Below are 18787 nucleotides of genomic sequence, written 5' to 3'. Positions count from 1 at the left end.
CCTCACGACAGGCTGCCCGGCGCGGTCAGCCGGCCGGCGATCGCGGTGGCGGCGGCGACCGCCGGGGACACGAGGTGGGTTCGCGCCTGCGCGCCCTGCCTGCCCTCGTAGTTGCGGTTCGAGGTGGAGGCGCAGCGCTTGACGCCCACCAGCCGGTCGGCGTTCATGCCGAGGCACATCGAGCAGCCGGAGAGCCGCCACTGCGCGCCCGACGCGAGGAAGACCTCGTGCAGGCCCTCCTCCTCGGCCTGCCTGCGCACCTCCATCGACCCGGGCACGATCAGCATCGTCACGCCGTCGGCCACCGTGCGTCCGTCGAGCACAGCGGCGGCCGCGCGCAGGTCCTCAATCCGGCCGTTCGTGCAGGAGCCGATGAAGACCGTGTCGATCTCGATGCTGTCCATCCGGGTGCCGGGCACGAGATCCATGTAGTCCAGTGCCCGTTCGGCCGCGGCCCGCGCCACCGGGTCGGTGAAGGAGTCGAGCTCGGGGACCTCCTCGCGCAACGGGACCGCCTGCCCGGGGTTGGTTCCCCAGGTGACGAACGGCGACAGGGTCGTGACGTCGATGGTGACCGTGCGGTCGAACGCCGCGCCCTCGTCGGAAACCAGCGACTCCCAGTACGTGACCGCAGCATCCCATTCGGCACCGCGCGGTGCGGCCGGCCTGCCTTCGAGATAGGCATAGGTGGTCGCGTCGGGGGCGATCAGCCCGGCACGCGCACCGGCCTCGATGCTCATGTTGCACATCGTCATCCGGCCCTCCATCGAGATGCGCTCGATGGCGGGACCCCGGTACTCGATGATGTGCCCGTTCGCACCGTTGGCACCGATCCGGGCGATGAGGGCCAGGATGAGGTCCTTCGCGCCGACGTCGGCGGGCAGCTCCCCGGTGAACTCGACGGCCATCGTTCTCGGCCGGGCCAGCGCGAGGGTCTGCGTGGCCAGTACGTGCTCGACGTCGCTGGTGCCGACCCCGAACGCGAGCGCGCCGAACGCGCCGTGGGTGGCGGTGTGGCTGTCGCCGCAGATCACCGACATGCCGGGCTGGACGTAGCCGAGCTCCGGGCCCACGACGTGCACGATGCCCTGCCTGCGGTCGCCGAACTGGAACAGTTCGATCCCCGAGTCGGCGCAGTTCCGGCGCAGCGTCTCGACCTGCGCCTTGCCCATCGGGTCGGCGATGATCAGCGAGTTCGTCGGGACGTTGTGGTCCTCCAGCGCCAGCGTCAGGTCCGGCCTGCGTACCTTCCGCCCGGCCAGCCGCAGACCGTCGAACGCCTGCGGGGAACTGGCTTCGTGGATGAGGTGCAGGTCGATGTAGAGCAGGTCCGGTTCACCCGGCTCGGCTTGGACGACGTGCCGCTGCCAGACCTTCTCGATCAGCGTCCTCGGCGCCGGCGTCACGCCGACACCCCCGCCGACAGCTTGTCGGTGATGATTCCGCGCAGCTCCGACATGCTCACGCATTCACCGTTCGTCCGATTCGCGATGTACTCCTCGTACAGATCGTCGATCACCGAGTCGTTCATCGGCAGTTCGAGTTGCTCGAACAGGAATCGCAGAATGCTGCGGCCGGAGTGCCTGCCGACGAGCATGCTGCGTTCGCGGCCGAACCGGTGCGGTTCGATGTATTCGTAGGTGATCGGATCACGCAGCATTCCGGCCTGGTGGATTCCGGCCTGCGTGGCGAACGCGTTGACGCCGAAAATGGCCTTGTTGCGCGGAACCTGGAGACCGATCGAGCGGCGCAGGATCTGGAAGGCGTCGTACAGTCCTTCGGCACGTGCCGTCGTCCGCGCACCGAACTGCTCGCCCTTGTAGGTCAGCACCGCGATCAGTTCCTCGAGCGAGGTGTTGCCCGCGCGTTCACCGATTCCGGCCAGCGTCGCCTGCACCTCGTCCGCCCCGGCCTGGATCCCGGCGAGCGCGTTCGCCAGCGAGAGCCCCAGATCCTCGTGGCAGTGCGTGGACAGGATCGCGTCGCCCATCCAGGACTTGACCCTGGCGACCTGCGCGCCGTACTCGTCCGGCGTCGCGCAGCCGGTGGTGTCGGCGAAGGCGACGGCGTCGGCACCGGCGGCGAGCGACTCCTCGATCAGCGGCCGCAGCAGGGCGTCGGAACCGCGGGAGGCGTCCTCGACGCCGAGTGTGATGTGCTTGGCCCCCAGGCTCTTGCCGTACTTGATCGCGTCGATCACCTCCGCCTGCGCCTCGCTCTGGCTGATGCCCCGCTTGAACCGGAGGTGTGTCTCGCTGCCGGTGGCCATGATCTGGAGGTGGTGGTCGTCGGTGCCACCGGCCTCGAGTGCAAGCCGCACGTCCTCGCGTACGGCCCGGTTGAGCGTGGCGATCCGGGCCGTGGTGACCGACTCCGCGATCAGCTTCGTGGCCGCGAAATCAGCCGGGGAGGAACTCGGGAAACCCGTTTCGATGACGTCGACGCCCAGCGCCTCGATCGCCATCGCGATTTCCAGTTTCTGCTCGGGAAGCATCGCGTTTCCCGGAGCCTGTTCACCGTCACGCAGTGTGGAGTCGAATATGGATATGCGTCGCAGATCAGATTTTCTCTCGTTGGACATGATCGTAACTCGCTTCTAACGTGGGCGCCCTGGACACACGCCGAGTCTGTTGATTCGGGCTCAGTCTCTTCCAGGCCGCCACCGTTGGGCCAGCGCTCTCACTCGATGCTGAAATACGCTGGTCAGCAATGTTGCGACGGTATGCGGGGTGCGGGATTTTCCGGGGTGATCACGGCAACTCGGAATTATTTCGACCACCGGATGGCGGTGTGCCGTCCGCCGGGCCGATCTTCCTGCCCGAGGAGTACGGCCGGTTCGCCGCGGCGGGCAAGCCTGATTCGCCGTGCGATGAAAGGGCCGCGTCAGCGTGGTAGCCACGCCTCGGCGTGCCGGATTACCGGCTACCGGCGGCGGGCTGGCACGATCGGGGGCGTGTGCACCCCGCGGCCGATCGACACGTCCACCTGGGCGCGTCACGCGCATTTCGAGCACTACCGGAATCGCAGGCCCACCTACTACGCGATCACGGTCGAACTCGACGTCACGGCATTGGTGGCCCGGCTACGCGCGACCGGCCGGAAGACCTATCCGGCCCAGATCTGGGCGCTGGCCACGGTGGTCAACCGGCACGAGGAGTTCCGGATGACCGTGGACGAGCAGGGGCGGCCCGCTATCTGGGACGTGGTGGACCCGTCGTTCACCGTGTTCAACCCGGGCCGGGAGACCTTCGCCAACGTCCGGGCACCGTTCGATCCGGACTTCACCAGCTTCCACCCGGCGGCGGCCGCACTGATCGCCGAGCACCGCCACGCCACAACGCCGTTCCCGCAAGGTTTTCCACCGCCGTCGAACCTGTTCGACATCTCCAGCATGCCGTGGACCTCGTTCACCGGCTTCACCCTGCACGTCGAGTCCGGCTGGGACCACTTCGCTCCGGCCTTCACCCTCGGCCGGTACCTCGAACGCGGCGACCGCACGGTGATGCCGCTGGCTCTGCAGATCCACCACTCGGCGGCCGACGGTTTCCACACCGCCCGGCTGCTGAACGAACTGCAGGAACTCGTAGGTTCACCGGACTGGCTGACCTGAGGGCTTCATATGCAGTATGAGACGACGACGGGCCCGGATCGCGCTCGCCGTCAGTCCTCGGGAAAGGTGACGGTGTCGCTCACCGCGTTCGCCATCTCCGGGGCCACCGTGCCGGTGCGTGCGAAATCGGCCCAGACACGGCGAACCAGCCTGCCCCTGCCGTCGATGTCGGCCCAGGTGCTCGAACCGAGCAAGCGCGTGCCCTCCCACACCCGGCGCGTCCCCATCAACAGGGGAATGTCGGTGATGTGGGCGGCTCCGAACCCGCTGCCGGCCGGATGCCAGCTCATGCGGTACCGCACGGCCGTTCCACCCGCCTGCCGATGCCTGCGCACGAAATCCTTCGCGGGAGTTTCGTAGACCCGGCGAGTGGACGGGGTGACGAGCAGGCGCCTGAACACGCGCCCCAGCAGCGGAACCCGGAACAGGAGTTCGACGGCGGGCACCGCTCCGGCGACCATCGCCGTCTCCTCCGCGGTGGAGCCGATGAGAACGTCGATGTCCCGCGCCACCCGGCGCCAGGCCTCGTCGCGGTCGGCCTCCTCCGGCACCGGGGGCAGGCCGTACTGGACGCCGAACGGCATCCCGGCCGGCAAGCCGGAACCACGCGCCGCACGCTCTGCCACAGCCTGCGTGGCAACGAGTTCGGCGGCCGGGGCCGTGCGCGAGGGTTCGCCCAGGGCCGCGAGCATGGCGTCGGTCATCGCGGCGCGGCCGTGGGTGATGCCCAGTGGAGCGCTCTGGATGATCGCCCGGCGGAACAGGTCTTCCGCGCCCTCGCTGATCATCAGGTGCGCGATCGCGTCACCGCCCGCCGACTGGCCGAAAAGCGTGATCGACGCGGGGTCGCCGCCGAACGCGGCGATGTTGTCCCGGACCCAGCGCAGCGCCTGAAGCTGATCGAGTAGTCCGAGGTTGGCCGGAACTCGCGTGCCGTCGCCGAGAAAGCCCAGCACACCGAGCCGGTAGGTGATCGCGACCACGATCACCCGCTGCTCGGTCACCAGTGCGCGCGGGTCGTACACGTCGAGGTCGCCCGCCCCGGTGACGTAGGAACCGCCGTGGATCCACACCATCACCGGCAGGCGCTCGTCATCGGCGAGGCCGGACGGGAGAGTGACGGACAAGCGCTGGCAGTTCTCGTCGCTTCCCAGGTGGTCGTCCCCGATCAACCGGACCAGCAGTTCGGACCGCCGCTGTGGCGCGGCGGGCGCACGCTCGCAGGCAGCGAACGGCTCGTCGAACGGCGGCACCGGGCGTGGCCTGGTGAAGCGCTCCGCGACCGCGTACGGAACACCGAGCACCCGGACCACATCGCCGTCGACCCTGCCGACGACGGGTCCCGAGGGCGTGTCGAACGTCTTCCTCACTCCGCCTCCCACACGATCGCCGCCCCTGTGCGGTACGGCTGCGCGATACGGCCCTCGCCGAGTTCGCCGAAGGGGTCCCCATCGACGCTACGGCAGACGCCAGGTCGCGGCGCACACGGCGCTTCCCCGTACGGGCGGCGATGGTGAGCGTCAACGTCGGCGACGGTGCCCGGCTGCCCCGCATCGATGGTGCCCCCGACGGGGTTCGAACCCGCACTTGATCGATTTGCAGCCTACCCGGTGCGTCATCTGCCGTGAGTTGCCGATCATGCCCGTCACCTGCGGCGCAGCGTCCACGAAAGCCCCCAACGTTTGCCGACGTTGGGGGCCTTCTGGCGTTGATACTAGGCCGAAAGTGGTCCTGTTGATCTTTGCTGCGCCGGACCACGGTAACGGTCACCGTCTTCTAAGCGACCCTCCGTTAGCGCCATGCGGCGGACCGCTTGACCTGGAAGCTCCTGACAACCGGAAGTGGGATGAAGTGGCAGAAGAGTCGATGATCGCGTTACGGGACGGCTTCAGGAAGGTGAACCCTAACCCTGCTATGCCAGTCCCTCGTCACGTGCTGGCCAGACTGGACGTGCTGACGTCCGACCAAGATCGTGAGATGTACGGCCTGTGGGCCGACGAGAATGGTGAGAAAAAAGTACGTGGCGTTGCGACTGTGTTCACCAAGCAGGTCGTAGCAGAAGCGACATGGAGCGGGGAATCTGCGACGCAGCGCTATGGGGATTCGCTTTGGGAGGTTCGTGCCGTCGCATGGCCTCGCAGGCTGCTGACCTCAATCTCAATCCCGTGGGACGACGATCCAACTGCAACTCATCCGAACGAGATCTGGGGGGACGCCTACGAAGAGGGCAGTTGGCCTCGGGGGGCGACCATCCTGCTGCATTACCCATCTCCGGGCCACGACGTCAAACTGCCGAGCCGACACCTTGGCATCCCCAACATCGACTTCCGTAGCTTCGTTGCAACTTTGAATGCGGATCTCACCGCTCCTATGTGACCTCCCAGCAAGTGGGGTTCTTCCGCCATCCCGTCGACCTGGCGTCAGCCCGATCACGTCGTGTCCAGGGTGCAACCTTCGCGCTGATCCGCCGGCCGATTCTGCCAGGCTTGCACCCTGGTCGCGGCGTGATAGCCCTTGTGGAGGTCGATGGGATGGCGGCAAGACCACCACGGACGCAACGTCCGCGCTCCCCCGACCATCCTGGAGACCTGCCCGTCCGGCGAGGACATCTCTTCTCGGGTGAAGCGAAACCCTTCGGGCGGCTCCTGCGGGGCCGTTGGCCGGGTCGCGGGCGCGGGGACCGGCCGCCAGGCCGCAGCCCCGCTTGCCCTTGCGACCTGTTGGCCAATCGGCGGCCCCGCAGGGGCCGCCCTTGAACAAGTAAGGAAACTCTGAACACGAGGGCTACGTTCGCCCTGTGACGCTCGCGTCTTCGGGCTCTGGTTCAGGGCGCGATGGGAGGCTCGCTGCCGCCGGGAACGTTGCCTTGCACCGCCAGCACTCGGTGGCGTGGAACAGGACGGCTCCCTCGCCGCATTCAGGGCATCCGTGAAGCCTTCCCGGCTCAACCTCGCCGAAGTCGGTATCAACGAACGGCGTGGACGCCCCGTATGGCCACTGTAGGTTCGTAGCGCTTGTCGAGCGGTCCTTGTACGGGGCGTCCACGTGATCGGGGTGGTGCTGGCCCATAGGTCTCGCCTAGCTCGGTCGGTCCATCAGGTAATGGAACTCGTAGCGGTCTGCCGGGAACACGATATCTGCCGCCTCGACCGGAACGAGGTTGTCGTCACCGTCACGGGTGGCTCGAACCGTCTGCCTGATCTCGACCACTGACACGCCTGGTGGAATCACCAGCTCTGTCGCTTCCCTGTCCACCGGCGGCCGGATAAGAAGGCGCTCTTCGATCTGGCGCACGGTCCACCCGATGGCTGCAAATCGTGCATTCAACCCGTGCTCCCCGTGCGGTCCCTCGTGGGGGTGCTCGATAGCCGTTCCGGCCGTGATCGAGCGTGGCTCCCACGACGTTGACATGCTCATGGGTCGATCGTCTGCGGTGATGCGGTACATGGTCGCTGTCACGTCGTCACCGGGTTCGAGATCAAGTCGCTGTGCGACCCACTCCGAGGCGGGCAGTACCGACGTCGAATGTTCAGCGGACGGCTTTCGTCCAGCGCGCCCGGCTTCGTGCACGTAGGTCCGCTCGGCCTGGCCGAAGTGCCGGTGGGGCATGGTCCGAACCATCCGTCCGGGCTTCGCCACGAAGGTGCCCTTGCCCACCGTCGTATAGACAAGTCCTTCACTCCGGAGCAGGTTCAGCGCCTTCTTCGTCGTGATCATGCTGACGCCGTACTGCTCGCAGAGGGCCGCCGCACTTGGCACCGGGGCGTCTTCGAGCAACAGCCCTGCGCGGACCTGTTCCCGGATGTCTGCCGCGATCTGCATGTACTGAGGCGTCGCCTTCTCGCTGCTCACACCCGGGTCGTTGCTCTTCGTCATCAGTTGCCTCCCGCTGCCACTGAAACTATTTGGTGGGTATGCGTTGACATACCTGGTCTGTTGTTGCAGACTAGGTATAGAACACGATACCAGCCGAGCAAGCGGAGGACAGCATGCGGAACATCCCGATCGACCTCAGCGGGTTTCGTCTCACCGTGACGGAGGACCCGGAGATGAAGATGCGCAAGGACGAGAACGGCCGGGAGGTCACGGTCACTGATCAGGAGGGCGTGGCGAAGTTCGTGGTCGCGCTGATGGTGAAGACCAAGGGCCAGAAGGGCGAGGAGATCCGGGTGACCCTGGATACCGATCCGGGCGAGGGTTTCTCCGAGGAGGACGGCACGCGGGTGGAGCTGATTCAGCCTCGGGTGTCGCCGTACTCGTTCAAGAACGCCAAGGGCGAGACGGTCTCGGGTGTGGCGTTCAGCGCGGCGGGTTTGAAGCCGCTTCTGTGATGCGTTCCCCGTCGCGCTGACGGCCCTTCCCAGGCTGGCTGGCGGCCCGTTTTCGAGTCGGGCAAGGGCACTTCCTGTTCTTTGAGAATTACATAGTGAGCCGAGCTATGCCCAAATTCGCGCCGTTTTGTGGTGGCGCGCCTTGATTCCCGACGCATTTCTGTTCGGGAGTCTTGGCGTTTTACCAAGGAACTATATGTGTCGAGTGAATGGGAGAAATCTGATGGATGAGAACGATTACGCGGCTGCCGCTCTGTCGGACTGGCCGTGGCTGCACCTGCCGGTGGATGGGCTGTCGTCGTACGACCCGCACGGTCCGAAGCGCGGACTCTGACGGAATTTACTTACACAAGATGGGAGCAGTGATGGGCACTCCGTATTGGTATGGCGGTAGCGGGTCGCGGATTATCGCGCTCACCCCTTGCCCCGAGGGCGTAACACTGTCGGTGATGCGTTTTTTCCCTGATCGCGAACCACACAGTGAGTGCGTGACGGTAGTTAGCTGGCCGGAAATGGACTTAATTGCCCGAGACATGCCGGAGGTTGTTAGCGACTCGCAGCGTCTTTCTGCGGAGAGGGGGTTGTGATGGGTGCGCATGTGTGTTCGGCAAGTTTCTGGCTTTCGTCTACTCGGGTCGCTACCTGCACGGTGTGCGGCTCGCAGTGGCAGATGTGACGACAGGAGGGACGACGTTGATTAGCAGAAGTGGACTGAACGATCTGATCGGTGATTACGAGAAGGCGCACAGGTTGTTGGATCAGGTTGTGTCGATCCTCGAAGACGCCTCGGTGATGATCTCCGGCGCTGGCGAGGGGTTCACCCGCCAGTCGGTGGACATGATCAACCACGGGAACGACTTGTGTGTCCAGCTCCGCAAGGTACGAGACCAGTTGAAGGATGTGACACCCGATGACTAACGGCATGTGTTACCTGATCTGCCTGACCCTGATCGCCGCCTTGACCGTGGCGCTACCCGTAGTCGGCATCGCCACCCTGGTCGGTGCCGCGCACGTGGTGTGGAAAACGAGGGCAGCGGCATGAGCGGGCAGGAGGACTTGTTCGGCAACAGCATCGACATCACCGCCGACACCACTGAATCGACGGTAAAGACCACGAATGATATGGGCCTCATTGAGCACGTTATCGGTATCGCGTCCGCCTCGGGTTATGTGCTGGTTGGCACCGGGGAAAAGGTGTTCCGGAAGATCTCGAACGATCAGATCGAGGGCACCCCCGCCTATGAGGCTGACGCGGTACACCAGTTGATCACACGGAAATGGTTGAAAGTGGGTGGTACGCACGTTTATCGCTGTGGTGGCCGGGAAGGCCCGGCACGGTCGGTGCTGGTTCCCCGATCCACGAAAGAGAAAGCACACAGGTGGCGCGCGCTGAAACCCCTCACCGGGTCGGCGCGACTGAGGAAGGCGGGCTAAATGGTGTCGCAGACGCTCAACAACCACGCACGACGCAAGTACTCCGATTTCGAGAACGCGATCACCGCAACGCGGATGGCGTTGGATGAGCTGGACAAGTTCACCCGCACGTTCACCGAGAAGTCCGATGCCCGTTTCCACGGGTGGCGGGTGCCGAGCAAGAAGGAGATCCGGGCCGCGATCAGCCAGGCATCAGCGGAGCTGGACACGCTGCGCCGGGAGGCCACGAAGTACAAGGCCCAGTTGATCGCCAACGGCTGGCGCGTCTGATGGCCGATGTGGTGCACCACGGCGACCGGTCGTGGTGGTCCGGGCAGGTACGCACCCTCTGCGGCCTGGTCCTCGACCCGGACGCGGAACGCGTGTACTTCGCCACCGTGACCTGCCCCGCCTGCCGCACCGAACTAGGGAGAACACCATGAGCCGCAACCAGTTGGACCGTCGCCTCGATGACGTGGACAAGACGATGAAGTCGCTACGGAAGTCGATGCTGGGGATGCAGATCCGCACGGCCGGGTTCAAAAAGGACCACGACCGGATGGCGAAGTCGGTGGGCAAGGTGACCGCCCTACTGGCCGATGCCGGGCCGCTGATGAAGACAGCGAAGAAGACCAGCAAGACGCCGAAGTAGCCGCGACCCGCTCGACCGGTCGCCGCCGTATGTGTCGCATAGCCGGGGCCGTGCGCCCCCTCCCGTGACCAGGTGTCCGGGCATAGGGGGTCACGGCCCCCTCTTCATGCCCACACCGCACGAGAGGAACCCGCCTGTCATGGCAACCAGCAGAAAGAACACCAAACCCGCCAACAAGAAGAAGGACCACACGGTCCTCAAGGCCGAAGCTCGGGCCGCGCTGTGGATGGCCCGACACCCCGGCATCACCGGCACCCCTGCCGCGCTGACCGCCTCGATCACCCAACTCGGCCCGGTCACCACCGGCACCGCCCTGGCCGGGCTCGTCACCGCCGGGCTCGGCTGGTGGCGCACAGCCCCGGACTCGTTCTCCCGCTACGGCGCACCGGTGCTGCGATCGGCCTCGCACCGCTGGACCCGCTACCTCGGCCCCTCCTGGCGCAAAACCCTCGAAGCCTGCGACCTGACCAGGGAGGAACGCCGCACCGGCAAAACGCTGATCCCCCGGGTGCTCAAGGTCTCCGCCCCGACGCCGTCGATCGATGTGATCCGGGTCCGACTGGTCAAGGGCCAGTGCGTACGCACCTTCCAACAAGCCCAGGAAGAACTGGCCGCCTCCCTCGGTGCCGATGTCCTCGGTATCCAGAAGGAATCGCCCCGGGTCATCACCATCACCGCGGTGCACGGCAACCCGTTCGACCAGATCGTTCCGGCCGTGGACATCCCCGACGACCCCGACGACGTGGACCTCACGGCGATCGAGTTGGGGGACACCGAGTACGGGCGAGCCTGGACCGAACCCCTGGTCGGTCAGCACTGGCTCATCGCCGGGGCCACCGGCTCCGGTAAGTCGAGCCTGCTGTGGAACCCGTTGCGCTCGTTGGGTCCGATGATCCGCGACCGCTTGGTGCGGGTCACGATGATCGACCCCAAGGGCGGCATGGAAACCGAGCAGGGCATCCCGCTCTACTACGACCACGCCACCTCCGCCGACGACGAACTCACCGACGACGACGGCGACACCTGGTGCCCCATGCTCGCCGCGATCACCCGCTTCCGCGACCGCATGAAACAACGTCAAGAGCTGCTGCGGGCACGTGGGGAACGCAAGTTCACCCCCGGCCCGGACACCCCGTTCGAGGTCCTGTTCATCGACGAACTCGCGATGCTGACCGCGTTCGGCACCTCCGCCCGCGACATCAACCGCATCCTGGCCGAAATCCTCACCCAGGGCCGCGCCTGCGGATTCTCTGTCCTGGCCTACGTGCAGGAACCCACCAAGGACATCGTCCCGATCCGGGACCTGTTCACCCGCCGCATCTGCCTACGCGTCGGATCCTCCACCTTCGTAGACCTCGTACTTGGGGACGACGCACGGATGCGCGGCGCACTAGCCGACGAGATCCCCGAAACCGAGGACTACGCCGGGATCGGCTACCGCACCGACGAACGCTCCCGCACCCCCATGCGCGTACGCGCCGGACACACCACCGACACCGACATCACCGAACTCGTCACCACCTGCACACCCCACCACCCCGCAGACGGTCCGCACCTCGTGCCCGTCGCCGCCTAACCGTCCAGAAAGGACACACCCGTGATCGAAGTTGACTGGCAGGACCGATTCGCTGACGCGCTGAACAGCATCCGCGCCGCCCTGGGCGATCTCAACGGCCCGCGCACAACGCCACCCGGAGCCGCCGAGAACACCACAGCATTCCGCAACTCGTGCGTCGATCAGGCACGCAACCTTCTCCGCGACGCGGCCCGCGCCGTTGAACGCGCCCGTGATGCATCCGACTACCAGTAAGGAAACCGTTATGTCGCAGCAACTCGTGTCACTGTCCACTGTGACCACGCTCGCGCTGGCCGCGTCCCGCTACGTCGATTCCACGCCCGCCCCCACACCGGCTCGGGTCGCGCTGAACCCCCATTCCCGGTGCATCGAAATTCAGCCCCGCGTGGGCTATCAGGCCCCGGCTGTGGAGGTGCTGGGGTCGCTGATGGTGTGGACACACCGCCTGAGCGGCATCACCGCCACCTGGTGGTGCCCGGCCCCCGATCGGCTGCACATCACGATCACCGGCCGACTCGCCCCCGGCATTACCGCCCGCGTCTATGACGAGATCCCCACTACCGCGTGCCGGTCGCTGATGGTCCTACCCGGCGATAGCCCGGAAACCGTGACAGCCGACGAACTCTACGTCCTGGCAATGGCGCTACGCGACATCTCCGAAACGGAGGGTGCGGCGTGATCACGATCCAGTTCGTCAAAGCCTGGCTCAAATACGCCGCGCTCACGGTGCTGGCGGTGGTGATCGAACGCGGCACCATCCGCGACCCGCTGTGGTTCGCCACCATCACCGGCCTGACCGTGCTGATCTTCACCGGCATCTCGCTGGCGCTCTACCGGGAATGGCGCGCCGAGCAACGCGGCAACGGCACCTATCACTACCAGTTCGTCCAGCACCTCGACCACGACTGACAAAGGGAGGCGAACACCCCATGAACGCCAGCATCCCTCCACCGGAGTCCGACGTGTGGACACAAGCACTGCACACCCTGGAAGACGCCTTCGCCATCGCCCCGGTCCGTGGCACCGATGATGTCCGGTTCTGCGGTGTCGGCGTCGGCAACACCGCCGTCGAAGCCTCCGCCGACCAGATCCATCTACGTATCACCCATACCCGGGGCCACAGCACCCGTCCGGTCGCGGTGTGGGAACTGTCCATGCCACCGGCCTACGCCCGCTACCTCGCCGCCGTCCTCGACTCCCACGCCCGCTACGTCCAGTCCGCACCCACCAAGGAGTAACCCGCCATGACCGCCGCCCGTGTCACCACCTGCCTACGGATCACCATCGCGGCCGTGCTCGGCAGCATCGGCGCGGCCGCCGGGTTCACCCACACCCACGATTGGGCCGTGGCCAACGGACAGGCCGGATGGATCGCCTGGGCCGTGGCCGTGGTGATCGAGGGCATGGTGGTCATGGCCGGGTTCGAGATCCACGCCGACCGCCACCACCACACCGGCCCGGCGCGGCGGGTCACCTTCCCGATGGTGGTACTGGTGGCCGGGTTTGGTATCCAGATGACCGCGCAAGTCGCCCTCGCACCACCGAGTCCCGCCGGGTGGCTGGTCGCCGCGACACCCGCCCTCGGGTTCCTCGTCGTGGTCAAGCTGCTGATGCGCCGCGCACCCACCCACACCGGCACGGCCCCGGCACCGGCCCCGGCACCGGCCCCGATCCCGGTATCGCCTGTCCCACAACACATCCCAGCTCCGGCCCCGGCGGGTTCGACGTTGGCGAAGTTGCCCGCCTCCCCACGCGAGCGGATCACCGCCGTCACCGAGCACGCCCACAGCAGCGGCCGTGCGGTGACCGCCGACGACATCACCGACCTGATCAGCCTCCCCGACCCGGTACTGGCCGCGCTGGTGGACGAGCTGAACACCACCGTCAACGGCCACCCGATCACCACCTGAACCGTCGCCCCGCGCGCATCACCTGGCAGGGCAGGCCATCCCCGAGAACCCCTGGTGGCCTGTCCTGGTCTCACCCTGTCCAGATCGGAGCACCCATGACGCCCGCACCCCACGAACTCGCCGACCGCATCACCCGCCGCCTCTCCCGTGGCCGGACTACCGGCGACATCCGCGCCCTGGCCGTGGCGACCGGTGGATGTTCGAAGCCGGTGCACCTGTCCGGGCACCGCACCCTGACCGACCTCTCCGGCACCGTCCTGACCCGTACCGAGGGCACCGTGTACGCCCCGTGCGGCAACCGCCGCGACAGCGTGTGCCCGGCCTGCTCCGACCGCTACCAAGCCGATGCCTTCCACCTCATCCGCGCCGGCATGTGCGGCGGCAAAACCATCCCCACCGACGTGGCCGACAAACCGCGACTGTTCGTCACCGTCACCGCCCCCTCCTTCGGCACCGTCCACACCCGACGCCAACACCGCCGCACCGGCCGTCCCCTGCCCTGTCCGTGCGGGGAGTACCACCACCCCGCCGACCCGCGTCTGGGTACAGCCACAGACCCCGACCGATACGACTACCGTGGCGCAGTCCTCTGGCAGGGACATGCCGGAGATCTGTGGCAGCGCACCATGATCCGCCTCCGACGCGCCCTCGCCACCGCCGCCGGTCTGCGCGTCAAGGACTTCCCCGACCACGCGCGCCTCTCCTACGCCAAAGTCGCGGAATACCAGAAGCGCGGCACCGTGCACTTCCACGCCCTGTTCCGCCTCGATGGCCCCGATGGGCCCGACGACCCCGCCCCCGCCTGGGCCACCGCCGAGCTGATCGAGCACGCCATCCGCACCGCCGTCGAAACGGCCGAGGTCACCACCAGACTCATCCTCGACGGCACCCCCGACGTCCACACCTTCCGATGGGGCACCCAACTCGACATCCGCGCGATCCGCCCCGAACACGCCCCCGCCACCGACGACACAGGCGGCGAGATCTCCGACCGGGCGCTGGCCGGATACATCGCCAAGTACGCCACCAAGGGCACCTCCACCAGCGAGGCCGCCGACCGGCCGATGCGCTCCGAACTCGACATCGACGCCCTGACCATCCACTCCCACCACAAAGCCATGATCCGCACCGCCTGGGACCTCGGCACCAACCCCGACCTGGCGTTCCTGCGGAAATGGGCGCACATGCTCGGGTTCCGGGGCCACTTCCTCACCAAAAGCCAACGCTACTCACTGACCTTCAAAACCATCCGAGGCCAGCGCGCCGAATACCGGCGTGCCGAATCGATCACCGCCACCGGACACGACCCCAACAGCGTGCTCGTCATCAACGACTGGCGACACACCGGCAGCGGCTACAACACCCCCGCAGAACGCGAACTCGCAGAAGCCATCTACGCCAGAAAACGCCAACACCGCAAAGAAAAATACACAGAGGAGAACACACCATGAGCGCCAAACTCTGGACCATCACCGACCTGTCCGACCACCTCGGCGTCCCCGTAGGAACCCTCTACCAATGGCGCACCAAAGGCTACGGCCCCACCGGACGCCGCATCGGCAAACACGTCCGCTACCGCCCCGAAGACGTAGACACCTGGATAACCAACCAGGACGGTGCCTGATGCCACGGACGCCGATGGATGTCGGAACACATGGCACGGTCCGATTTGTGGCTACTGCTACCGGCTACCGCGCCCGTGCGCGTTACCGTGGTTATGACGGGGTGATCCGCGATGCCAGCGGCTCGGGGGCGTCCCGGACCAAAGCTGAGCGAGCCGTGAAGAAGGCCGTCGCGGATGCTCTGAGGACGCCGGTCGGTGGGGAGCTGTCACCGCGTACCCGGTTCTGCGAGGCAGCGGAGCAGTGGTTGGAGATCCAGCAGGAGCGAGTGATCGCCGGGGAGCGGGCTACCGGAACGCTGGACAACTACCGGAGCATGCTGCGTAACCACGTCTTGCCCGCGTTCGGTGAGCTGAGGCTGAACGAGGTCTCGATACCTCGTCTGGACCGCTTCTTTCCCACCCTGGCAAGGAAGACGAGTGCGGCTCATGCGCGCACTGCGCGGGCGGTCGTAAGCGGAGTGCTCCGGCATGCCGTGCGCAACGGGGCACTGACCGCGAACCCGGTCCGTGAAGTCGAGGCCATCGAGGGTGGTTCCCGGAAGAAGGTCCGGGCACTCACTCGGACGGAGCGGAAGGAATGGTTGGCCCAGCTCGAAGCGGACCCGGTGGCCGTGGCGAAGGATCTTCCCGATCTGACGCGGTTCATGCTGGCGACCGGGGTTCGTATCGGGGAAGCGCTCGCGTTGTACTGGGAGGATGTGGACCTGATCGCCCCGGCCGTGGTGATCGAGTGGACGGTGGTCCGGGTTCGCGGTGAAGGGCTCCGGCGGACCGACCCGAAGAGCGCATCTGGGGAACGCACTCTGTCCCTGCCCGAGTGGGCGGCGGCCATGCTCAGGGAACGCCAGCGGATCGCGGTCTCCGAGAATCGAGCCGGTGCACACCCGGTGTTCCCCGACACGCTTGGCGGACTCCGGGACCCGTCGAACACCCGCCGGGCGCTCCGGGAGGCCCGTGGCAGCGATGGGTTTGCGTGGGTGACCTCGCATGTCTTCCGCAAGACGGCGGCCACCATCCTCGACAACGCCCGGCTGACCGCTCGTGAAATCGCTGATCAGCTCGGCCACTCCAAGCCCTCGATGACGCAGGACGTCTACATGGGGCGTGGCGAGATCTCCCCGGCTGCTGCGGCGGCGCTGGAAGACATTATGTGAGGGTAAGCCTCGTTTGTGGGCCGAAAGTGGGCCTGTCGATCTTCGCGTCCCCCTGGCGCAAGCCTGTGACCTGCGCCGATGGTGCCCCCGACGGGGTTCGAACCCGCACTTGATCGATTTTAAGTCGACTGCCTCTGCCGATTGGGCTACGGGGGCCGGGCCAGCTTATTCGGTGGCCGGAAACAACCGATCACGCGCCCATGATCCGCGTCACCCAATGGAGTTATTCATGCGGCCAGGGTGTCGATCTGTGCTGGTCACCACGTTCCCGAGACATGGCTGTGTCGTGTTCGTAATGTGGCCGTTATCGCACCCCGAGGATGAGGAAACTGATGACCGGCCGACATCGTAAACGCTCTCGCAGTTGGGTGCTGCCGTCCGTGATCGCGGCCGCGGCGGCCTCCGTGCTGATGCTCGCCGCCTGGTTCACCGGTGGCATCGCGAACGACGCGACGACCGGGCAGGCTGCCGCGGCCCTGAGCATGCGCACCGCCCCCAGCACGACGACCGCGCCCCCGGCCCCGCCATCCAGCACCACCACGACACCACCGCCCCCGGTCACCACAACGACCGAACCGGAACCGACCACCGAGGAACCACCGCCCACCACCGAGTCGCCTGAGCCGACCACGACGACCGAGGAGAAGAAGGCGTCCTGCCCCACCTCGCTGGAGGGCACCAAGCCACACGTCGCGCAGGTGGGCAACCACGTCAAGGGCAAGTTCGACGTCGATTCCGTCGGCGGCAAGGCCGGGCGCTCCGGCGACAGCGACCACCCGTCCGGCCTGGCACTCGACTTCATGGTCGGCTCCGCGACCGGCGACGAGATCGCCGAGTACGTGCTCGACAACCAGGAAGAGTTCGGCGTCGAGTACGTCATCTGGAAGCAGCGCTACAACGACGGCGGAAGCTGGTCGACGATGGAGGACCGCGGCGACGAGACCGCCAACCACTTCGACCACGTGCACGTCTCGTTCGAATCCGGCGCGGACGTCTCCGTCACCTGCTGACACCCCGCGCGTACGAAGAAGGGCCCCGCCCCGGAGTTGATCCGGCGGCGGGGCCCTTCGACCACGTACGGCTCAGGACTTGGACGCCCTGGCGAACTCTTCCTTCGGGTTGTTGATCTGCCCGAGCGAGACGACTTCCCGGCGGAACAGCCCACCCAGCAGCCAGTCGATCGCGATGCGCGCCTTGCGGTTGAACGTCGGCATCGCCTTGACGTGGTAGGCACGGTGCATCAGCCACGCCGGGTAGCCCTTGACCTTGATGCCGAAGGTGTCCGCGACCCCCTGGCCGAGACCGAGGCTGGCCACCGAACCCACGTTCTTGTGGTAGTAGTCCTTCGGCTTTCCGCCGCGGATCGCGGTGATGATGTTCTTCGCCAGGTGACGGGCCTGCCGGACGGCGTGCTGCGCGTTGGGCGGGCAGGTGGCCGTCGGGTCCTCCTCGGTGCGCGAGAGGTCCGGCACGGCCGAGTTGTCCCCCGCCGTCCACACGTCCGGGTGCCCGACGACCTGCAGCGCGGCGGTGGCCTGCACCCGGCCGCGCTTGTCGATCGGCAGATCCGAGGAGGCCAGCACCGGGTTCGCCTTGACCCCGGCGGTCCAGATGATGGTGTCGCTGTCGAACTCGGTGCCGTCGCTGAGCACGACGTGCCCGTCCTCGAAGGACTTCGCCGCCGTCGACAGGTAGACCTCGATGCCGCGCTTCTCGAGCTGCTCGGCCGTCCACACGCCGAGCGTCTCGCGCACCTCCGGCAGGATCCGGCCCGCGGCCTCGACCAGCACCCAGCGGATGTCGGACGGATCGATGTTCTCGTAGTACTTGCACGCGTCGCGCGTCATGTCCTCGAGCTCGCCGAGCGCCTCGATACCGGCGAACCCGCCACCGACGACGGTGAACGTGAGCAGCTTCTTGCGCAGCTCGGGGTCGAGCGTGCTCGCCGCCTCGTCCATCTTCGTCATGACGTGGTTGCGCAGGTAGATCGCCTCGCCGATGGTCTTGAACGCGATGCCCTGCTCCGCAAGGCCGGGGATCGGCAACAGGCGGGAGATGGCACCGAGGGCCACGACCAGCACGTCGTAGGACAGCTTCTCGACGTGCCCGTCGGCGGCCTCGACCGTGACGGACTTCGCGGCGTGCTCGATGTCGGTGACGCGCGCGGTGAGCACGTGACACCGCCGCAGCACGCGGCGCAGCGGCACGACAACGTGTCGCGGTTCGATGGAGCCGGCAGCCGCCTCGGGGAGGAACGGCTGATAGGTCATGTGGGGCTGGGGGTCCACCACGGTGACGGAGGCTTCGTTGGCGCGGAGCTTCTTCTGCAGTCCGAACGCCGTGTACAGCCCGACGTACCCACCACCGAGAACCAGGATCCGAGTCGGTTCCGACTTCGTTGCGGCCATGCCCCCATAGTCGCACCCCAGGCGCCGATTTGCTCGTGGACCCTGCCCCCTTGTGACCGTCGTCGCGCGAGGTTCAACCCCGAGGGTGAGACGATTCAGAAAGGTCCCG

24 protein-coding genes and 1 tRNA gene are annotated in these 18787 nt (G+C 66.6%); 19 read left to right on the top strand and 6 right to left on the bottom strand.

Annotated elements, in window-relative coordinates; translation table 11 throughout:
- Nucleotides 1–2 precede the first annotated feature (2 nt).
- Together leuC and CFN78_RS08570 are read right to left on the bottom strand one after the other, a co-directional pair.
- Nucleotides 3–1406 (bottom strand): 3-isopropylmalate dehydratase large subunit, encoded by a 1404-nt coding sequence (gene leuC, locus CFN78_RS08575; RefSeq protein WP_240519342.1) that lies wholly within the window; start codon nt 1404–1406, stop codon nt 3–5.
- Nucleotides 1403–2581, bottom strand: coding sequence for a LeuA family protein (locus tag CFN78_RS08570; protein WP_094862094.1), 1179 nt, complete (start codon nt 2579–2581; stop codon nt 1403–1405). Before CFN78_RS08570 ends, leuC begins: the two co-directional genes overlap by 4 nt.
- A 372-nt stretch (nt 2582–2953) precedes the next feature.
- Between CFN78_RS08570 and CFN78_RS08565 the strand changes: the two genes are divergently transcribed.
- A complete protein-coding gene (locus tag CFN78_RS08565; RefSeq protein ID WP_205660463.1) occupies nt 2954–3610 on the top strand; it encodes a CatA-like O-acetyltransferase in 657 nt (218 codons plus the stop codon).
- Between the two features lie 50 nt (nt 3611–3660).
- Here the strand turns inward: CFN78_RS08565 and CFN78_RS08560 are convergent, their stop codons facing one another.
- Nucleotides 3661–4980, bottom strand: coding sequence for a carboxylesterase family protein (locus tag CFN78_RS08560; protein ID WP_205660462.1), 1320 nt, complete (start codon nt 4978–4980; stop codon nt 3661–3663).
- A 562-nt stretch (nt 4981–5542) separates the two neighbouring features.
- On the opposite strand from CFN78_RS08560, the gene CFN78_RS28705 reads away from it, so the two are divergent.
- Nucleotides 5543–5986, top strand: a complete 444-nt coding sequence (locus CFN78_RS28705) for a hypothetical protein (RefSeq protein WP_165777488.1) — start codon at nt 5543–5545, stop codon at nt 5984–5986.
- A gap of 702 nt (nt 5987–6688) precedes the next feature.
- On the opposite strand, the gene CFN78_RS08555 is transcribed toward CFN78_RS28705, so the two are convergent.
- A complete protein-coding gene (locus CFN78_RS08555; protein ID WP_094862091.1) occupies nt 6689–7486 on the bottom strand; it encodes a GntR family transcriptional regulator in 798 nt (265 codons plus the stop codon).
- 113 nt (nt 7487–7599) lie between these two features.
- On the opposite strand from CFN78_RS08555, the gene CFN78_RS08550 reads away from it, so the two are divergent.
- The 16 genes from CFN78_RS08550 to CFN78_RS08485 all read left to right on the top strand — a co-directional run bounded on the left by CFN78_RS08550 (nt 7600) and on the right by CFN78_RS08485 (nt 16270).
- The gene (locus CFN78_RS08550) at nt 7600–7941 is read left to right on the top strand and encodes a hypothetical protein (protein WP_094862090.1); all 342 of its coding nucleotides are present in this window, start codon (nt 7600–7602) and stop codon (nt 7939–7941) included.
- 600 nt (nt 7942–8541) lie between these two features.
- Nucleotides 8542–8859 (top strand): hypothetical protein, encoded by a 318-nt coding sequence (locus CFN78_RS08545; RefSeq protein WP_094862089.1) that lies wholly within the window; start codon nt 8542–8544, stop codon nt 8857–8859.
- A complete protein-coding gene (locus CFN78_RS30085; RefSeq protein WP_276307328.1) occupies nt 8852–8983 on the top strand; it encodes a hypothetical protein in 132 nt (43 codons plus the stop codon). The genes CFN78_RS08545 and CFN78_RS30085 overlap by 8 nt, the downstream gene beginning before the upstream one ends.
- Nucleotides 8980–9375, top strand: a complete 396-nt coding sequence (locus CFN78_RS08540) for a hypothetical protein (RefSeq protein WP_094862088.1) — start codon at nt 8980–8982, stop codon at nt 9373–9375. The genes CFN78_RS30085 and CFN78_RS08540 overlap by 4 nt, the downstream gene beginning before the upstream one ends.
- Nucleotides 9376–9645, top strand: a complete 270-nt coding sequence (locus CFN78_RS29100; RefSeq protein WP_094862087.1) for a hypothetical protein — start codon at nt 9376–9378, stop codon at nt 9643–9645.
- The gene (locus CFN78_RS29095; protein ID WP_165777483.1) at nt 9645–9797 is read left to right on the top strand and encodes a hypothetical protein; all 153 of its coding nucleotides are present in this window, start codon (nt 9645–9647) and stop codon (nt 9795–9797) included. The genes CFN78_RS29100 and CFN78_RS29095 overlap by 1 nt, the downstream gene beginning before the upstream one ends.
- A complete protein-coding gene (locus CFN78_RS08530; RefSeq protein WP_240519340.1) occupies nt 9794–10006 on the top strand; it encodes a hypothetical protein in 213 nt (70 codons plus the stop codon). The genes CFN78_RS29095 and CFN78_RS08530 overlap by 4 nt, the downstream gene beginning before the upstream one ends.
- A gap of 139 nt (nt 10007–10145) precedes the next feature.
- Entirely contained in the window at nt 10146–11582 is a 1437-nt protein-coding gene (locus tag CFN78_RS08525; RefSeq protein WP_240519339.1) for a type IV secretory system conjugative DNA transfer family protein, read from the top strand.
- A gap of 21 nt (nt 11583–11603) precedes the next feature.
- Nucleotides 11604–11816 (top strand): hypothetical protein, encoded by a 213-nt coding sequence (locus CFN78_RS08520; RefSeq protein ID WP_094862086.1) that lies wholly within the window; start codon nt 11604–11606, stop codon nt 11814–11816.
- Nucleotides 11817–11826: 10 nt separating this feature from the next.
- Nucleotides 11827–12261, top strand: a complete 435-nt coding sequence (locus CFN78_RS08515; RefSeq protein WP_094862085.1) for a hypothetical protein — start codon at nt 11827–11829, stop codon at nt 12259–12261.
- Nucleotides 12258–12491, top strand: a complete 234-nt coding sequence (locus CFN78_RS08510; protein WP_094862084.1) for a hypothetical protein — start codon at nt 12258–12260, stop codon at nt 12489–12491. Before CFN78_RS08515 ends, CFN78_RS08510 begins: the two co-directional genes overlap by 4 nt.
- A 20-nt stretch (nt 12492–12511) precedes the next feature.
- A complete protein-coding gene (locus CFN78_RS28700) occupies nt 12512–12820 on the top strand; it encodes a hypothetical protein (RefSeq protein ID WP_133116305.1) in 309 nt (102 codons plus the stop codon).
- 6 nt (nt 12821–12826) lie between these two features.
- Nucleotides 12827–13492 (top strand): DUF2637 domain-containing protein, encoded by a 666-nt coding sequence (locus tag CFN78_RS08500; RefSeq protein ID WP_094862083.1) that lies wholly within the window; start codon nt 12827–12829, stop codon nt 13490–13492.
- Nucleotides 13493–13587: 95 nt separating this feature from the next.
- Nucleotides 13588–14943: a replication initiator gene (locus tag CFN78_RS08495; RefSeq protein WP_094862082.1), complete on the top strand. Its 1356-nt coding sequence runs from the start codon at nt 13588–13590 to the stop codon at nt 14941–14943.
- Nucleotides 14940–15116, top strand: coding sequence for a helix-turn-helix transcriptional regulator (locus tag CFN78_RS08490; protein WP_094862081.1), 177 nt, complete (start codon nt 14940–14942; stop codon nt 15114–15116). Before CFN78_RS08495 ends, CFN78_RS08490 begins: the two co-directional genes overlap by 4 nt.
- Nucleotides 15116–16270, top strand: a complete 1155-nt coding sequence (locus CFN78_RS08485; RefSeq protein WP_094862080.1) for a site-specific integrase — start codon at nt 15116–15118, stop codon at nt 16268–16270. The genes CFN78_RS08490 and CFN78_RS08485 overlap by 1 nt, the downstream gene beginning before the upstream one ends.
- A 79-nt stretch (nt 16271–16349) precedes the next feature.
- On the opposite strand, the gene CFN78_RS08480 is transcribed toward CFN78_RS08485, so the two are convergent.
- Nucleotides 16350–16426, bottom strand: a tRNA-Leu gene (locus tag CFN78_RS08480).
- A 176-nt stretch (nt 16427–16602) separates the two neighbouring features.
- On the opposite strand from CFN78_RS08480, the gene CFN78_RS08475 reads away from it, so the two are divergent.
- A complete protein-coding gene (locus CFN78_RS08475) occupies nt 16603–17280 on the top strand; it encodes a VldE C-terminal domain-containing protein (RefSeq protein ID WP_094862079.1) in 678 nt (225 codons plus the stop codon).
- A 72-nt stretch (nt 17281–17352) separates the two neighbouring features.
- Here the strand turns inward: CFN78_RS08475 and CFN78_RS08470 are convergent, their stop codons facing one another.
- Nucleotides 17353–18678, bottom strand: coding sequence for an NAD(P)/FAD-dependent oxidoreductase (locus tag CFN78_RS08470; RefSeq protein WP_094862078.1), 1326 nt, complete (start codon nt 18676–18678; stop codon nt 17353–17355).
- Nucleotides 18679–18787: the final 109 nt, after the last annotated feature.

Origin of the sequence: Amycolatopsis antarctica (genome assembly GCF_002262875.1) — a bacterium.
Lineage (GTDB): Bacteria > Actinomycetota > Actinomycetes > Mycobacteriales > Pseudonocardiaceae > Amycolatopsis > Amycolatopsis antarctica.
This window is presented reverse-complemented; position numbering and strand designations above follow the sequence as displayed.

What these genes read in the sequence shown, in the direction of transcription:
- CFN78_RS08570 (WP_094862094.1), bottom strand. Translation starts at nt 2,581, where the DNA reads ATGTCCAACGAGAGAAAATCTGATCTGCGACGCATATCCATATTCGAC.
- CFN78_RS08555 (WP_094862091.1), bottom strand. Translation starts at nt 7,486, where the DNA reads ATGACGAAGAGCAACGACCCGGGTGTGAGCAGCGAGAAGGCGACGCCT.
- CFN78_RS08550 (WP_094862090.1), top strand. Translation starts at nt 7,600, where the DNA reads ATGCGGAACATCCCGATCGACCTCAGCGGGTTTCGTCTCACCGTGACG.
- CFN78_RS30085 (WP_276307328.1), top strand. Translation starts at nt 8,852, where the DNA reads ATGACTAACGGCATGTGTTACCTGATCTGCCTGACCCTGATCGCCGCC.
- CFN78_RS08540 (WP_094862088.1), top strand. Translation starts at nt 8,980, where the DNA reads ATGAGCGGGCAGGAGGACTTGTTCGGCAACAGCATCGACATCACCGCC.
- CFN78_RS29100 (WP_094862087.1), top strand. Translation starts at nt 9,376, where the DNA reads ATGGTGTCGCAGACGCTCAACAACCACGCACGACGCAAGTACTCCGAT.
- CFN78_RS29095 (WP_165777483.1), top strand. Translation starts at nt 9,645, where the DNA reads ATGGCCGATGTGGTGCACCACGGCGACCGGTCGTGGTGGTCCGGGCAG.
- CFN78_RS08530 (WP_240519340.1), top strand. Translation starts at nt 9,794, where the DNA reads ATGAGCCGCAACCAGTTGGACCGTCGCCTCGATGACGTGGACAAGACG.
- CFN78_RS08525 (WP_240519339.1), top strand. Translation starts at nt 10,146, where the DNA reads ATGGCAACCAGCAGAAAGAACACCAAACCCGCCAACAAGAAGAAGGAC.
- CFN78_RS08515 (WP_094862085.1), top strand. Translation starts at nt 11,827, where the DNA reads ATGTCGCAGCAACTCGTGTCACTGTCCACTGTGACCACGCTCGCGCTG.
- CFN78_RS28700 (WP_133116305.1), top strand. Translation starts at nt 12,512, where the DNA reads ATGAACGCCAGCATCCCTCCACCGGAGTCCGACGTGTGGACACAAGCA.
- CFN78_RS08500 (WP_094862083.1), top strand. Translation starts at nt 12,827, where the DNA reads ATGACCGCCGCCCGTGTCACCACCTGCCTACGGATCACCATCGCGGCC.
- CFN78_RS08495 (WP_094862082.1), top strand. Translation starts at nt 13,588, where the DNA reads ATGACGCCCGCACCCCACGAACTCGCCGACCGCATCACCCGCCGCCTC.
- CFN78_RS08490 (WP_094862081.1), top strand. Translation starts at nt 14,940, where the DNA reads ATGAGCGCCAAACTCTGGACCATCACCGACCTGTCCGACCACCTCGGC.
- CFN78_RS08485 (WP_094862080.1), top strand. Translation starts at nt 15,116, where the DNA reads ATGCCACGGACGCCGATGGATGTCGGAACACATGGCACGGTCCGATTT.
- CFN78_RS08475 (WP_094862079.1), top strand. Translation starts at nt 16,603, where the DNA reads ATGACCGGCCGACATCGTAAACGCTCTCGCAGTTGGGTGCTGCCGTCC.
- CFN78_RS08470 (WP_094862078.1), bottom strand. Translation starts at nt 18,678, where the DNA reads ATGGCCGCAACGAAGTCGGAACCGACTCGGATCCTGGTTCTCGGTGGT.